Annotated in this window: 14 protein-coding genes; 7 read left to right on the top strand and 7 right to left on the bottom strand. The window is 70.1% G+C overall.

The annotated features are described in order from the left end of the window. The first annotated feature begins 146 nt into the window (after nt 1-146). Nucleotides 147-893 (top strand): DUF4386 domain-containing protein, encoded by a 747-nt coding sequence (locus E1266_RS04970; RefSeq protein ID WP_207945425.1) that lies wholly within the window; start codon nt 147-149, stop codon nt 891-893. A 4-nt stretch (nt 894-897) separates the two neighbouring features. Here the strand turns inward: E1266_RS04970 and E1266_RS04965 are convergent, their stop codons facing one another. Genes E1266_RS04965 through E1266_RS04955 form a run of 3 tightly spaced genes read right to left on the bottom strand, consistent with a single transcriptional unit; the run spans nt 898 to nt 2,560 of the window. Further along, a complete protein-coding gene (locus E1266_RS04965) occupies nt 898-1,887 on the bottom strand; it encodes an NAD(P)-dependent alcohol dehydrogenase (RefSeq protein ID WP_132044168.1) in 990 nt (329 codons plus the stop codon). A 26-nt stretch (nt 1,888-1,913) separates the two neighbouring features. After that, nucleotides 1,914-2,138, bottom strand: coding sequence for a helix-turn-helix transcriptional regulator (locus E1266_RS04960; RefSeq protein WP_132044166.1), 225 nt, complete (start codon nt 2,136-2,138; stop codon nt 1,914-1,916). Nucleotides 2,139-2,140: 2 nt separating this feature from the next. Beyond that, the gene (locus E1266_RS04955; protein ID WP_132044164.1) at nt 2,141-2,560 is read right to left on the bottom strand and encodes a hypothetical protein; all 420 of its coding nucleotides are present in this window, start codon (nt 2,558-2,560) and stop codon (nt 2,141-2,143) included. A 240-nt stretch (nt 2,561-2,800) separates the two neighbouring features. On the opposite strand from E1266_RS04955, the gene E1266_RS04950 reads away from it, so the two are divergent. Then, nucleotides 2,801-3,700, top strand: coding sequence for a hypothetical protein (locus E1266_RS04950; RefSeq protein ID WP_132044162.1), 900 nt, complete (start codon nt 2,801-2,803; stop codon nt 3,698-3,700). Between the two features lie 16 nt (nt 3,701-3,716). Here E1266_RS04950 and E1266_RS04945 read toward each other — a convergent pair whose 3' ends face one another. The 4 genes from E1266_RS04945 to E1266_RS04930 all read right to left on the bottom strand — a co-directional run bounded on the left by E1266_RS04945 (nt 3,717) and on the right by E1266_RS04930 (nt 6,749). Next, entirely contained in the window at nt 3,717-4,082 is a 366-nt protein-coding gene (locus tag E1266_RS04945; protein WP_132044160.1) for a GntR family transcriptional regulator, read from the bottom strand. Continuing rightward, entirely contained in the window at nt 4,079-4,858 is a 780-nt protein-coding gene (locus tag E1266_RS04940; RefSeq protein ID WP_132044158.1) for a hypothetical protein, read from the bottom strand. The genes E1266_RS04945 and E1266_RS04940 overlap by 4 nt, the downstream gene beginning before the upstream one ends. Nucleotides 4,859-4,920: 62 nt before the next feature. Continuing rightward, complete coding sequence (locus tag E1266_RS04935) at nt 4,921-5,823, bottom strand: SDR family NAD(P)-dependent oxidoreductase (protein ID WP_207945424.1); 903 nt, start codon at nt 5,821-5,823, stop codon at nt 4,921-4,923. A gap of 53 nt (nt 5,824-5,876) precedes the next feature. Beyond that, nucleotides 5,877-6,749 carry an NAD(P)H-binding protein gene (locus E1266_RS04930; protein WP_132044154.1) on the bottom strand — a complete coding sequence of 291 codons (873 nt, stop codon included), beginning with the start codon at nt 6,747-6,749 and terminating at the stop codon, nt 5,877-5,879. Nucleotides 6,750-6,863: 114 nt separating this feature from the next. Here E1266_RS04930 and E1266_RS04925 point away from each other — a divergent pair, with 114 nt between their 5' ends. From E1266_RS04925 to E1266_RS04905, 5 genes are all read left to right on the top strand, one after another. Next, a complete protein-coding gene (locus E1266_RS04925) occupies nt 6,864-7,805 on the top strand; it encodes an AraC family transcriptional regulator (protein ID WP_132044152.1) in 942 nt (313 codons plus the stop codon). A gap of 280 nt (nt 7,806-8,085) precedes the next feature. Beyond that, the gene (locus E1266_RS04920; RefSeq protein ID WP_132044150.1) at nt 8,086-10,761 is read left to right on the top strand and encodes a leucine-rich repeat domain-containing protein; all 2,676 of its coding nucleotides are present in this window, start codon (nt 8,086-8,088) and stop codon (nt 10,759-10,761) included. Next, nucleotides 10,761-11,132: a hypothetical protein gene (locus E1266_RS04915; protein WP_132044148.1), complete on the top strand. Its 372-nt coding sequence runs from the start codon at nt 10,761-10,763 to the stop codon at nt 11,130-11,132. Before E1266_RS04920 ends, E1266_RS04915 begins: the two co-directional genes overlap by 1 nt. A gap of 20 nt (nt 11,133-11,152) precedes the next feature. Further along, nucleotides 11,153-12,175 (top strand): glucokinase, encoded by a 1,023-nt coding sequence (locus E1266_RS04910; RefSeq protein WP_165965936.1) that lies wholly within the window; start codon nt 11,153-11,155, stop codon nt 12,173-12,175. Between the two features lie 303 nt (nt 12,176-12,478). Next, the gene (locus E1266_RS04905; RefSeq protein ID WP_132044144.1) at nt 12,479-13,696 is read left to right on the top strand and encodes an ROK family transcriptional regulator; all 1,218 of its coding nucleotides are present in this window, start codon (nt 12,479-12,481) and stop codon (nt 13,694-13,696) included. The last annotated feature ends 386 nt before the right edge of the window (nt 13,697-14,082 follow it).

The raw sequence follows: 14,082 nt of genomic DNA, 5'->3' as shown, positions 1-14,082 counted from the left end.
CATTCAGAAGGCCGGGCGGTCCAGGTGGGTGCTACCGGTAAGGCTTGATCTGGCCATCGGCGGGTGGGGACAGGGCCCTTTTCCGCGTGATTACCTACGACTGTCCCGGCAGTCGGGCGGGGCGGATCGAAGCCTTGGAGAGTCGCGTGGACACGATCGAAGCCCGGGTGCCGGAAAGACCGGTGGACGCCGTTCAGCGGACCGCGAGGATCGCCGGTGTCTGGTTCATCCTCACCTTCGTCTTCTCGATCCCGGCGGTGCTGCTGTACGACCCGGTCCTCAATGACGCGGACTACATCCTGGGTGCGGGCTCCGACACGCAGGTGCGTATCGGAGCCCTCCTCGAAATCCTGACCGCCGTCGCGAACATCGCCACCGCGGTCGTGCTGTTCCCCGTTCTGAAGCGGCAGAGCGAAAGCATCGCCCTCGGTTATGTCGGCCTGCGGATCGTCGAATCGACCGTCATCGTGGTCGGGATCGTCAGCGTGCTCGCCGTCGTGGCGTTGCGGCAGGACCTGGCGGGCGGCGGCCCCGAAGCCGCCCTGATCGGGGAGTCGCTCGTGGCGTTGCGGGACCAGACGTTCCTGCTCGGTCCGGCGTTCTGTGCGGGCTTCGGCAACGGGCTGCTGCTGGGCTACCTGATGTACCGGTCGGGTCTGGTGCCCCGCCCCATGGCGCTCATCGGCCTCATCGGAGGCCCCATCGCCTGCGCCACTGCGACCGCTGTCCTTTTCGGCGCCTACGAGCAGCAGTCCCCGGTGAATTTCCTGTTCACGGCGCCGGAAATCGTTTGGGAAGCGTCCCTGGGCATTTGGCTCGTCACCAAGGGCTTTCGCTCCGTCCCCATCATCACGGGAACGGCCCCGGCCGCACAGGAGCCTGAGAACGCGTGACCCCTCACGCTGAGATGGTCACGGCCAATTTGCCGGTGGGGTGGCCGGCTCTCAGGGCGCTGAGGGCGTCGGGGGTCTCGGCCAGGGGGTAGGTGCGGTCCAGGGCCGGGGTGACGGCGCCGGAGTCGATGAGGTCGGTCAGGGTGCGCAGGTCGTCGGCGGACTCGGTGGAGATGAGGCCGGTCAGGCGCTGGCGGACGAAGGGTGACAGCAGCACCGCCCGGATCGTGCGGTCGAAGCCCTGGAGCACGCGCCCCTCCCCGGGGCCGCCGACGATGACGAGCGTGCCGCGAGGTGTGAGGGCGCGGCGCAGCCCTCTCAGAGGGCGGTTCCCGGCGGTGTCGAGGATGAGGTCGTACCGGCCGGTGCCGGTGGTGAAGTCCTCCCGGGTGCGGTCGATGACGTGGTCGGCGCCGAGGGAGCGGACCAGGTCGGTCTTCGCTGTGCGGCACACGCCGGTGACCTCGGCGTCGTAGGTCTTGGCGAGCTGGACGGCGAAGCTGCCCACGCCGCCGCCGGCGCCCGTGACGAGAACCCGCTGCCCGGCGGTGAGGCGGCCCGCGTCGCGAAGTCCGTGGAGGGCGGCGCAGGCGGAGATGGGCACGGTGGCGGCCTGGGCGAAGGTGAGGGTGGTCGGCTTGGGGGCGAGCTTGCCCTGGTGGGCGCGGGCGTACTCGGCGTAGGCGCCGTCGCAGGTGCCGTAGACCTCGTCGCCGGGACGGAACCGGGTGACGTCGGCGCCGATGGCTTCTACGCGTCCGGCGACGTCCATGCCGGGGACGGGGTTCTTGGGGCGTCGCAGCCCGAAGCCGGCGCGCACCAGGTAGGGCCGGCCGGTGGTGACGTGCCACGCCCCCTGGTCGACACCGGCGGCCTCGACGCGGACGAGCACGTCTTCGGCGCCGATGGTCGGGACGGGCACTTCACGCAGCTCCAGTCGGGCCGGCGCGCAGTAGGCATCTCGGACGATCGCGATCATCGTCGTCTTCGTCATGGGTCGCCTCGATCCAGGCCGGGTGGTCAGGGGTCGGTGTCGGGGTAGGCGAAGACGTCGTCGAGCGGCACGCCGAACACTCGGGCGATCTTGAAGGCCACCTCCAGCGACGGCGAGTAGCGGCCCTGCTCGATCGCGATGACGGTCTGCCGGGTCACCCCGACGCGGTCGGCCAGCTCCGCCTGCGTCATCTCGCCGTTCGCGAACCGCAGCGCCCTGATCGAGTTCGTGACCCTCGTGGGTTTGACCATGGCTACCAGGCCCGCCGGTACAGGACGATCTTCACTGTCGACGAGGCGAGCGCGGCCAGGACGAACGCCAGGTACAGCGTGTTGGCGATCCAGAAGTGGGCCGCCTCCGTCATCGCCAGGACGAGCGGGACGATCGCGGCGACGCTCATGACGTAGAAGCCGACGTACTCGCCCAGCCGGTGGATCCGCCGGTCGCGCTCGTCCACCCGCCCGGCCTCCTTCGGCGACGCGACGGCGACCGCGATGCCCGCGACGATGGCCAGGCCGATCGCGGCGCCGATGGCGATGAGCATCGGCCGCACGTAGGCGATCTGCGCGACGTCCGCGCCCGGCACCTTCGACAGGACGGCCGCGAAGTAGACCGCGGCGACGCCGGCGCCGACCACGAGGTAGATCCACGCGCGTTTCTCTTCGGACGACACGACCCGCTCCCATGTACAGAATCTTTAACATGCTCCAAGGTAAAGCAGCGCGGACACGGTGTCAAAGATTCTTGACCCCCACCCCGAGCGCGGCGCCTGAAATCGGTGGCATCATCCGGATCGCGGTGGTGGAGTGAGGGGGTGAAGATCAGGCGCAGGCGGTGGTCCATGGGGCGGGGGACGCCCCTGCGAGTACGTCACCACGCGCGCATCGAGGCGGCCCAGCGCGGGGATGCGCGGGTGAGCGCCTCGATCGGTCCCGGCGGCGAGGTCATCGCGCTGTGGACCGCCGCCGCCGATGAGCGGGCCGTAACGGCGAAGACGCAGACGAGCGGGGCCGTCTTCCCGAATCCCCGCGCCACCCGCCCGGTGACCGCCCGGGTGACGGTGCATTCGCCAGACCTGACCGGCGTGACCACGATCCACGACTTCCCGCTCACGTTCCCGGCCGTCCAGCCGCTGCCGGACGGCCGGATCCTGGCCGTGGGCACCAGGGCCCAGTGGCGCCCGGACGGCCCGGACCGCAACGCGATCGTCTACTCCGCCGACGGCGCCGCACTGGCCGCCGAGACGCTCGGCGACGGCATCGAGCACGTCTTCACCACCGGCACCGGCCACGTCTGGGTCGGCTACTTCGACGAGGGCGTCTACGGCAACTTCGGCTGGGGCCACCGCGGCAGCCCGGAGCCGATCGGCGCCTGCGGGCTCACGCGCTTCTCCCCCGGCCTGGAGGCCGACTGGCGCTTCCCCTCGAACGACAACCCGTGGGGTGTGATCGACGACTGCTACGCGCTCAACGTCGACGCCGAGACCGCCTGGACCTGCTACTACTCCAATTTTCCCGTCGTCCGCGTCCACGAAGGGGCCCTCACCGGCTGGCATGGTGACGGCACCGCCGCAAGCGCGCTCATCACCGACGGCTCACGCATCGCGCTGTACGGCGGATACGGCTCGGACCGCAACCGCCTGGTCACCGGACTGCTGGCCGACTCCCGGATGCAGCGCACCGGTCAGTACCGGCTCGTACTCCCCAACGGCCGGAGCCTTCCGGAGGACGCGCGCGCCATCGGACGAGGCCCCGACCTGCACATCATCACGTCCGGCAACTGGTACCGGCTCGACCTCCACGACATACCGTGACGCCGCCCGCGACGGCTCATGGCCTTGAAGCCTGGCTCAGTGCCGCCTCGACGATCCGGATCGCCTCGGCGGGGTCGAGGCCCACGCTGGCGATGACCGCCGCGTAGTCGCGCGCCGCGCGGTGGGCCTGTTCGCGGGCGTGCTCGCCGGCGGCGGAGACGAAGGAGCCGGCCCGCCCGCGGGTCTCGATCAGTCCGGCCTCCTCCAGTTCCCGGTAGGCCCGGCCGACGGTGTTCACGGCGAGACCGAGGTCGGCGGCGAGGCGGCGGATCGGCGGCAGTCTCGTGCCGACGGCCAGCGTGCGGTCCTGGATCTGCCTGGCGAGCTGGGCCCGGAGCTGCTCGTAGGGCGGCGTCGGCGAGCCGGCGTCGATGACGATCATCGGGTGGCCATGGCCCGCCGCGCCGCCGTCGCGACACCGGCGCCGCGGTTGTGGATCAGCGAGAGCGCGATGACGCCCGCCACCACGAGCGCCACCGAGGCCGCGTTCCACCAGCCCAGCGACTCCCCGTACAGGAAGATGGCGGGCAGCGACCACACCAGCGACGGTGTGACGAGGGCGCGGGCGTCCTCGACCCGCATGATGACATCGGCCGTGAGCGACGCCTCGTCCTCCGCCACGGCCGGGCTCGCCAGCACCTGGCGCAGTTGCAGGACGATGCCGGTACCGGCGCCGGCCAGGCCGATCAGTACGACGGTCGCCCCGTACCGCAGGCCGGGGTCCGAGACCGGCAGGACGCTCACCGCCAGCAGCATCGCGCCGGCGAAGGTGGCGACCGTGAACAGGGCATAGGGCCTGCCCAGCACCGCCTCCCAGCCGAGCTGGACCGGCAGGGCCACGCGTCTGGGCAGCCGCGCCCCGGCCCGCTGGTCGGCGCGCCGCACCCACGAGGCGAGCAGCCACTGCGCCCCCAGGAGCCCGGCGACCAGCGCCGCCAGCACCAGCAGCGGCGGCCACGCGGACGTGGCCCCGGTGGCCAGTGCCAGCACGTGCGTGAGGGCCGCGCCGAGCAGGAAGCCGGCCAGCAGGAGGCTGTCGAAGAGCTTGGCCCGCCGCCGCACCGCCAGCCGCGCCACGAGCAGCGGAGACGGCTCGGTCTCGGCCAGGCCGTGCCGGGCCAGCCACCGCCCGGCCTCCGCGCGGTCCGCCTCGTGCATCCCGCCACCTCCGATTGTCGCAAGCTTTGTCTCAATAGGATGAGTCAAAGCTTGCGACAATGTCAACCCTCGATCGAGCAGCCGACGAGCCGGGCGCTGTCGTCCCACAGCGCGTGGGCCAGTTCGTCGCTGCGCGCGAGGGTCGAGGGGGCGGTCCAGGTGAGCCGACCTCGTCTCAGGGCGGCGTATGACTCCCCCTGCGGGGGCGGCGTGCATCGGCCCAGGGTCAGGTCGGCCAGGGCTTCACCCGCGGCGACTCGGCTGTTGAGCGTGGGGCTCAGCCTGCGCATCGGCGCACCCAGGACCGGGGTGCCCAGCAGCGACCAGGCCGTCCGCATGGGCAGCGACAGGTGGTCCGCGAGTCCCGTGCCGAACACCTGGCCGGGGTCGTAGGCGATCACGGTGAGGCCCCGGCGCCCGGTGTCGGGGTGGCCGGCCAGTGCCCGTGCGGTGAGGACGGTGCACAGCTTCGACGCGGTGTAGGCGCGCTGGCCCGCCGTGCGCGCCCGGGGGTCCAGGTCAGGGTCACGATCGGGGTGCGCCAGCAGATCGGCGTCGGCGTGGCGAGGGGTGGCGAGCCCGGCGCCGGTGGCGGGATCGTGCGTGCCGCTGGTCGTCAGGACGACGGTCGCGCGTTCCGCGAGGGCGGGTGACAGCAGGCGCAGCAGCAGGTAGTGCGCGAGGTGGTTGACGGCGAACGTCGTTTCGAAGCCGTCGGCGGTCCGGCCGGTGACGTCCGGGAGGATGACGCCGGCGTTGAGCACGAGCGCGTCGATGCCGTCGCCGCCGAGTCGTTCCCGGACCGCTGCCGCGAACACGCGTACCGAGTCGAGGGACGCCAGGTCGAGCGGGATCGGCTCGCCGGACGGTGCCGTCCCGCGAGCCCCCAGGATCAGGCGCGTGTCGCCGTTGCGGGTCAGCCGCTCGGCCGTGATCGCCCCGAACCCGGATGATCCGCCCGTCATCACGATCGTGGACTCGCCGCCGGCCCCTGGACCGGGGGCGGGGGCCGGCGGACTCATACCGCGGGCGTTCCGGTGACGGCACCGACGACGTGGCGCAGCGTCTCGTCGATCTCGGTGCTCGCCGCAAGCCGGCGGTCTCCGCGGGGGTGGAACAAGCCTTGCTGTTCCGCGGCGTACAGTGCCGCGAGTTCGTGCGCGAACTGCGCGGGGACTCCAGCTTGGAGCATCGCGTCGATCCACCCGGCCTGGGGGATGGTGACCACCTGGAGCGGCTTGCCGAGCACGGCCGCCAGCCGCTCGGCGACCTCCCGTTCGGTGTACTCGGGGGGCAGCAGGTCGACGGTCTCGCCGGCCGGCGGCGGCGCCAGCAGCGCCGCGGCGGCGGCCTTCCCGATGTCGCGGGTCGCGATCATCGGGGTGCGGACGTCGGCGTCCTCGCCGAAGACGGGGTAGATCCCGGCCAGCGCGGCCGGGAGCACAGTCTCGACCTTCTCCTGGAAGTGCGGGGGGCGGAGCGCGGTCAGCCGCACGCCGGTCCGGCGCAGCCGGTCCTCGAGATGGTGCAGCCAGCGGACCGGTCCGGTGCCCTCGGCCAGGTCGGCGCCGATCGAGGACAGCATGACCGCATGGCCGACACCGCCGTCGCCGACCGCGCCGGCGATCGAATCGGCCAGCCCCCGGTGCTCGGCGTCACCGGCGGCCGGGATGGTGGGAAGCATGACGAACGCCCCGGCACTGCCCCGCAGCGCCTCGGCGAGTGCCGCTCGGTCGCCGAAGTCGGCGACCACGACCTGCGCTCCCCGCCGCTCCCAGGCCGACGCTTTGGCCGCGTCCCGGACCACGGCCCGTACCGGCGCGCCTTGATCGAGCAGTTCCTGGGCGGTGACCGATCCGACATGTCCGGTGACTCCGGTGACGGTGTACATGGTGCCTTCTCTCCCGTGCTCGGTTGCTCTTCCTCTCTTCAGCCAAGCGGCACCGGGTGAGGCGATACATATCTGATAAGCGCGTTTCCATGTCTGTGCGTCTACGATGAGGTCGTGGACCCCTTGAGCGACCTCCTGGAGGGCGTCCGCGCGCGGACGGCGGCCTTCTGCCAGGCGATCCTGAACCCGCCGTGGGCCTTGCGCATCGCCGACGGTGCCGCCCTAGCCCTGGCCACCACGTTGCGCGGGCACGCCTGGATCGTGCCGGACCACGGTGAACCGACGCTGATGCACACCGGGGACGTGGCCATCATCAAGGGCCCGCACCCCTACAACGTCTGTGACGATCCGGCCACCGTCCCCGACGTCATCGTCCACCACGACAACCGCCTGACCAGCGTGGACGGCACCGACATCACCGAAGCCGTGCGGCTCGGGCCGCGCACCAGCGGATTCACCCGCGACGGCTCCGCGATCGTCGCCAGCGGCACCTACCAGATCGGCAGCGACGTCACCGACCGGCTCCTCAACGCCTTGCCCGACATCGTGCTGGTACCTGCCGCCGACGCCCAGAACCCGGTGATGACCTTGCTGGCGCAGGAGGTGGGCCGCGACGGCCCGGCCCAGGACATCGTGCTCGCACGGCTGCTCGACATCGCACTCGTCACCACGTTGAGCGCCTGGTTCGCCCGTCCGGACGCGCAGGCCCCCGGCTGGTACCGCGCGCAGAGCGACCCGCAGGCCGGCCCCGCGCTGCGCCTGATGCACGACGACCCGGCCCACCCCTGGAGCGTCGCCGAACTCGCCGCGAAGGTCGGCTGCTCACGGGCCGCCCTCGCACGCCGCTTCACCGCGCTGGTCGGCGAGCCCCCCATCGCCTACCTGACCCACTGGCGGATGGCGCTCGCCGCCGACCTGCTCCGGACGTCCGACCTCACCATCGAGACGATCGCCCACCGGGTCGGCTACGCCAACGCCTTCGCCCTGAGCGTCGCCTTCAAACGCACCCGCGGCCTCTCCCCCAAGCAGTACCGCACCGGCGACCAGGGCGCTTGACGGCAGCGGCCGACGATTCGAGCCGGTGTTCCGGTTTCGCAGGGCCATTCCTTTGAGCCCAAGAATCACCGGCACCGGTTTGCAGCATTTGACGTTTCGAAATGAAGTGTCCAAATGTGGCCTATATTTGCGATCATGAATTGCATGGGGCGCACCCTCGCTTAGACTCCGGGCAGCATTAATTCGGCAGCCGCCTGAAGTGTCCAGAAAGGCCGATCTTGTGGATATTCCCATCGGGCCGATCACGTTGGCGTTGGCCAAGGCATTGATTCCCAAGCTCATGCCTGCCGCCGCGCCGGGAGCGCACACGACCAGCCCCATCCGCTTCAAGGGCCGTGGCGTGCTGAGCAGGGGCGACCACCGGGTGATCGTGGAAGGCGACGTCCGGAATCTGGTGCGGAAGGCCACACGGAAGATCACGGACGAGCACCGGGACCTGCGGTTGCAGGAGGCGGGCGACGCAGTCGCCGAAGCGGTGACCCGCACGTTGATGGCGTTGGGCGACGTGTCCTGGGACAACTTGCGCGACACCTACGCCGATGCCGGGCGGCTGGCCGAGGCGATGCGCGACGCAGCGGGCGATCCCGCCTCCGGCCTGGATGAGCGGGGCCGGCAGCTGTACGAGCTGATGGTGTACCCGTGCGCGGAGCAGATCGTCGAGTACTTCACCCGCAATCCCGAATTCGGTGCGCGGGTACAGCTGGAGATCTTCCGCAAGCTCGGTGAGCTCAGTGAGCTCGGCGACCAGGTCGCACTGTCCTTCGAGGAGATCTACCGGGAAGAGCTCTCCCGGCTCTACCGGCACACCAAGCTGTTCGGCCTGGCCCTTTCGGAGGAGGACGCCGAATACCCGCTGGACACGGCTTACGTGGAGTTGTCGGCACGCGCGAAGGTGGACCGCGCGGAGGCGGAACCCCAGTCGCAGGCCCGCGGCAACCCCTTCGAGAGCCTGCTGGTCGCCCATCATCGCGTGCTGCTGATGGGGCACGCGGGCGCCGGCAAATCGACCCTGCTGAAGATGCTGACGCTGAACCTGTGCCGCGACCAGCTTCCGGAGGAGCTCCAGGACTGGCGGGAGATCGTGCCGTTCCCGCTGCGCCTCCGGCTGTTCATGCGCAACGGGGAACTCGAACTCCCGGTTCCGGAGACCTTTCCTTACCAGGCCGTGCGAATGCTGAAGGAGATGGTTCCGCAAAGGTGGGCCTGGAACTTGCTGAAGGAGGGGCGGGCGGCCGTGCTGCTGGACGGGATCGACGAAGTTCCCGCGCGGTGCCGCCGTAAAGTGCTCGACTGGTTGCGGGAACTCGAGGAGACCTTCCCGCAGGCGCGTTTCATCGTCACCTCCCGTCCCGCGCAGGAATTGGGCGATGACCAGCACATCCTGCGCCGGCGCGGGTACGTGTCCGCAACCCTGGAGCCGATGACACCACTCCAGGTCGACCGCTTCATCGACCGCTGGTACGGGAGTGCGCGCGTCACCTCGGCGGACTCCGACGACCGGACCGACCGGGCGCAGTCGCTCAAGAGCGCGCTCTTCAAGCGGCGCGACCTGGCCAGGCTCGCGACCAATCCTCTGCTGTGCAGCGTCCTGTGCGCGTTGAACCACGTGCGCACGGCCGAACTCCCACGGGGCAGAGTCGCCCTCTACAAGGCCGCACTGGAAATGCTCCTGCACAATCTCGACAGGGAGCGCGGAGTGGCCACCGAGGTGTCCCTGTCCTACGTGCAGAGCGAGGAGTTCCTGGCCGGCATCGCGATGTGGATGACCCACAACGGCCGCCGGACCATTCTGGTGCACGATGCCCGGAACCTCGTCGAGGATCTGCTGCCCCGGGTGCGGGTGAACGTGCCGGAGCATTCCGAGCGGGACACGGCCGACCTCGTTCTCCGCCGCCTCGTGGAACGCTCGGGAGTCCTCCAGGACGACGGCGACCTGATCGAGTTCTGCCACCCGAGCTTCCAGGACTACCTGGCCGGCATCGAGGTGTTCCGCAAGAACTTCCTCGACGCGCTGCTCCGGAACTGGGACGACACGCTCTTCCAGGACGTGCTGATCATGGTCGTCGGGCAGCAGCAGCGGGAGGAAGGCCGACAGCGGGCGGTGCTCCAAGGCCTCATCTCCCGCGCGGAGGCGATGGCGGACGGTGCGAGGGCGCGCAGGCTCTGGCTGCTGGCGACGGCGTGCATCGCCGACGTCGACATCGTCGACCCCGAACTGGCCGCCCGCATCCGGAGCAAGACCCGCGGGCTGCTGCCGCCCCGCAACGCCGACGAGGCGCGGGGGCTCGCCACGGTGGGCGAGTTCGTGGTCGACCTGCTCGCCGAGGCGGTGGACCGCCGGCTGCCCAGGGGAGAGCAGGCCATCGCGACCGTGCTGACGATCCGGCTGATCGGTGGCCCGCAGGCCCTCGGCATGCTGAAGCGCTTTCGGGAGCACCCGAACGAGCTCGTCCGCACGGAGCTGGTGAGGGCGTGGTGCAACTCGGACGCACCCGAGGCGTACGCGACGGAGGTCCTGGCGGGCATGGACCTCACCGGCATCCCGGTGACGATCCAGGATCCGGCGTACCTGCCGCACCTCTCATCGCTGTCCCGGCTGACCGACCTCGAGGTCACGTGCCCGCTGACGGACGTGGCCGAGCTGGCCTCACTGTCGACGCTGCGAAGGCTCGACCTGAGCGGAACGTCCGTCACCGATCTGGGGCCGTTGGCCGGGCTCGCGCGACTGGAGGAACTGTCGCTGGTGGACACGCCGGTGGCCGACATATCGCCACTGGCGGGCCTGCGCCGGCTGCGTTCCATCGATCTGGAGGGCACCGGCGTCCGGGACGTGTCCCCGATCGCCGCGCTCACCGAGCTGGAGTCCCTCAACCTCGCGAGGACGCACGTGGAGAGCACCCATGTTCTGCGCGGGCTCCCGAAGCTGCTGATCCGCGGCCGTTCCGGGTGGTCGTGATGGAGGCGGCGAACACCGCGAGCGGCCCGAGCACCGCGGCCATGGTGGACGTCGGGACCCTCACGAGCGAGCTGGACCTGATCAACGGCCGGCTCGGCCTGCTGACCGCCGCGAGCAGCGCCACCGGATACGACGGGCGGATCGTGCGCGCCACGGGAGAACTCGTCGCGTGCGCCGCCGAACTCGTCCAGGCCGCCATGGCACGCGAGCCGGAAAGCGGCGCCACCGAGCCACCGGGCAGGGCCGACAGCACGCTCTGCGCGGCGATCGAGGGTCTCGAACGGACGTTGCGGCGCCTGCGCTGGGTCAGGTCCGTACACGTCGACACGTCCGCCCAGAACCGTTTCGGAAGGGAGACCAGATCACCATGATGCTGCCAGGGGGATCGGTGATGACGGCGGAGGACGCCGGCATCGACCTGCTGTACACGAGCCATGCGGGGATCGACATCGGCGGCACGCGAGCGCGAATGCGCTACGTCGATCCGCGCACCGGGGAGATAAGGCACGTGGAGACGCGGTGCGGGCAGTACGCGTCACTGGACGACGTGCTCCGCGCGTGCTTCGCACTGGCCGGCTGCGTCCCGCGCAGACTCGTCGCGGGAGTCGCCGGACGCGTGCTCCCCGGCGGTGACGTGCACGTGACGAACCAGCCGTCGTGGCCCGTCTTCAGCAAGGACGCGTTCGCCGCCGCACACGGGATCGACCTCAGGATCGTCAACGACCTCGTCGCGACCGCGATGGGGACGGCAGGGCTCGACGAGAACGGGTACCGGCCGCTGCTGCCCGGCGAGGACCGCGCGGCGGCAACGGCAAGGCTCGTCGTGGCGATCGGAACCGGTGTCGGCGCGGCCATCGTCGACGCGGACGGCAACGTGCGCTCCAGCGAGGCGGGGCACGTGCCGTGGCAGCCGGTGTCCGGCGTCGAGGCTGAATTGCTGCGGTTCGTCCGCGCGTCGACATCGGCCCCAGTCGTCACGGTCGAGCAGGTCCTCGGGGGGCTGGACGGGTTCCGGCACCTGTACGACTTCCTCCGCGCGCGCCGCGGCACCGCCCCGGAACTGCGGACCGGCGGCGCGGACGCGGAGATCGGGCCGCTGATCACCGCGGCGGCGTGCGCCGGCGACGAGTTCTGCCGCGAGCTGCTCGCCCTGTACGGCGGGATCCTCGGCCAGTTCCTCCGAGGCCTGCTGCTGGTGTCGCTTCCCGAGGGGGCGGAGATCTGGCTCGGCGGGAGCGTGCTGCAGGCGCCGCGAGTGGCCGATCTGCTGATGGCCGAGACCCCGTTCCGGGAGCGGATGGTCAGCCGGGGCGCGCAGCACGCGGACCTGATGCGGCGGGTTCCGGTGCTCCTGATCACCGCCCCGGATGTCGCGGTGCAGGGCGCGTTCGCTCACAGCCGGCCTCGCGACTGACCCGGTAAGGCGCGGTTGCGCGCCGCGAGAAGACATAACGAGGTCCGCGGTCCGGGAAATCACGGAACGGTATCCGCGATTTCCCGGATAGGATCCGTGAACGCGGAGGAAGATTCTTTCTACGGACCATGCGAAACAGTGTTTCGGGGGCGCCGAAAACCACACCCGCATTGATCGCCGAAGGCAAAATATAACGGCTCAATAAAGTCATGTCCCGCTTTACCTTCTACGCCGCCTTCCTCATTTATGTTGATACAGCTGAGGGGTGCGGCGTGACGGGGATCGATCGTAGGGGGATATGGCGTGGATCTGCGTGAGCTGCTGCGGCGGGCCAGGGGTGCCAAGGAGGAGAACCGGCAAAAGATCATTCGTGCGGTGATGTGCCGGGCCGGAAATCAGTCCGATCTCGTGCTGCGCAGCGGGATGTCGGCCGCCACGGTCTCCGAGGCGGTCCGCGAACTCAGCAAGGCCGGAATCGTGCACGCGGAACGGCAAGGACGGGACACGTTCGTCCGGCTCGCTCCGACCGAGGGCGTCGCCGTCGGGGTGGAACTCGGCTACCAGAAAACGGTGATCGTCAGCCGCCTCGCGCACCAGGAGCGGCACGAGTCCATGCTCCGGGTTCTGCCGGTGGGGGCCGCGCAGAAGGAAGAGGGCTGGCTGCGCGACGTCGCGAACGCCGTCCAGGAGCTGGTCGCGGAGTTCGGCGACCGGAACGGCCTCGCCACCATCGGCGTGGCGGTCCCCCGCATGGTCTCTCCGAAGACGCAGCGGTTCGCCCCTCCCGAGCTGCCGCCATGGGAGAAGTCCCGTCCACCGCACAAGGCGCTCGAAGAACAGCTCGCCGAACTGCGGAGCACGGCGGCCGGGAGCCGGTCCCAGCCGAAGCCCGTCCCGACACCGCGCATCGACAACGACGCCAATCTCGGCGCACTCGCGGAGAGCGTCTACGTGCACTCCAGCCGGGAGACGCTGCTGTACGTGAAGGCGTCGACCGGCGTGGGGGCCGGAATCTGCGTGAGCGGCCGACTGTTCCGCGGAGCGAGCGGGGTGGCGGGCGAGATCGGGCACCTCATGGTGGACCCCGACGGCCGGTTCTGCCTGTGCGGCGGACGCGGCTGCCTGGAGACGCTGATCGGCGCGGACCGGCTGCTCGACCGTGCCCAGACGGTGATCGGCAGCAGGCGGATCGGTTACCGGACGCTCGCCGACCTGATCGACAAGGCCCATGCCGACAACGCGCTCGCGCTTCGCATACTCAAGGAGGCCGGGACCCAACTCGGCTTCGCCATCGGAAACGTCTGCAACATCGTCAACCCCAACGTCGTGGTGATCGGCGGGAGCCTGTCCGCGGCCGGAGCCCACCTCCTCGCCCCTTGCCGGGAGGCGATCGAGGCGACCGCGATGCGGGCGGCGTACCACCCCGAGACCGGCTTCACTCTGGAGCTCAGCACCGTCGAGCATTCATCCGCGCAGGGCGCACTGCTACTCGGCCTGCAGGGGACCACCTTCACGAACTGAGCGTCGCCCGGCGGCGCGGACACTCGCCCACCCGGTGATCTGAACGATGAGTCGGAAGGAATCGGCACCATAACGTTCGAATATAAGAGTCCGTTTCTTTTATTCGACGAACGGTTTCCCGCATTGAAAGACATGGCCGGCCACGGGTTTACGGCGACGGATTCGGTGTTACGCTGGAAAGCGAATACCTGGGGTTGTGCTCGGCGGCGGGCGGCGCAGGAGCAGGCCATGTCCGCAATGCGAGGAAATTATGATTGATTCCACCCGTTCCGAGGAAACCGGAACCGGTCGGCCCGACAGACCCGTGGACCGGCACCCGGGACAGGCGGCGCACGGTTACGAGCCACCCGCCGTCCTGGACGTCGGAAGTATCCGCGATCTCGTCA

Origin of the sequence: Actinomadura sp. 7K534 (assembly GCF_004348575.1) — a bacterium.
GTDB lineage: Bacteria > Actinomycetota > Actinomycetes > Streptosporangiales > Streptosporangiaceae > Spirillospora > Spirillospora livida.
Note: the sequence above shows the minus strand (reverse complement) of the source record. Positions and strands in the feature narration are given on the sequence as shown.

Bases quoted from the DNA above. Each gene is read 5' to 3' on its own strand.
- E1266_RS04965 (WP_132044168.1), bottom strand. From the start codon at position 1,887: ATGACGAAGACGACGATGATCGCGATCGTCCGAGATGCCTACTGCGCG.
- E1266_RS04940 (WP_132044158.1), bottom strand. From the start codon at position 4,858: ATGCACGAGGCGGACCGCGCGGAGGCCGGGCGGTGGCTGGCCCGGCAC.
- E1266_RS04930 (WP_132044154.1), bottom strand. From the start codon at position 6,749: ATGTACACCGTCACCGGAGTCACCGGACATGTCGGATCGGTCACCGCC.
- E1266_RS04960 (WP_132044166.1), bottom strand. From the start codon at position 2,138: ATGGTCAAACCCACGAGGGTCACGAACTCGATCAGGGCGCTGCGGTTC.
- E1266_RS04910 (WP_165965936.1), top strand. From the start codon at position 11,153: ATGACGGCGGAGGACGCCGGCATCGACCTGCTGTACACGAGCCATGCG.
- E1266_RS04935 (WP_207945424.1), bottom strand. From the start codon at position 5,823: ATGACGGGCGGATCATCCGGGTTCGGGGCGATCACGGCCGAGCGGCTG.
- E1266_RS04920 (WP_132044150.1), top strand. From the start codon at position 8,086: ATGCCTGCCGCCGCGCCGGGAGCGCACACGACCAGCCCCATCCGCTTC.
- E1266_RS04915 (WP_132044148.1), top strand. From the start codon at position 10,761: ATGGAGGCGGCGAACACCGCGAGCGGCCCGAGCACCGCGGCCATGGTG.
- E1266_RS04945 (WP_132044160.1), bottom strand. From the start codon at position 4,082: ATGATCGTCATCGACGCCGGCTCGCCGACGCCGCCCTACGAGCAGCTC.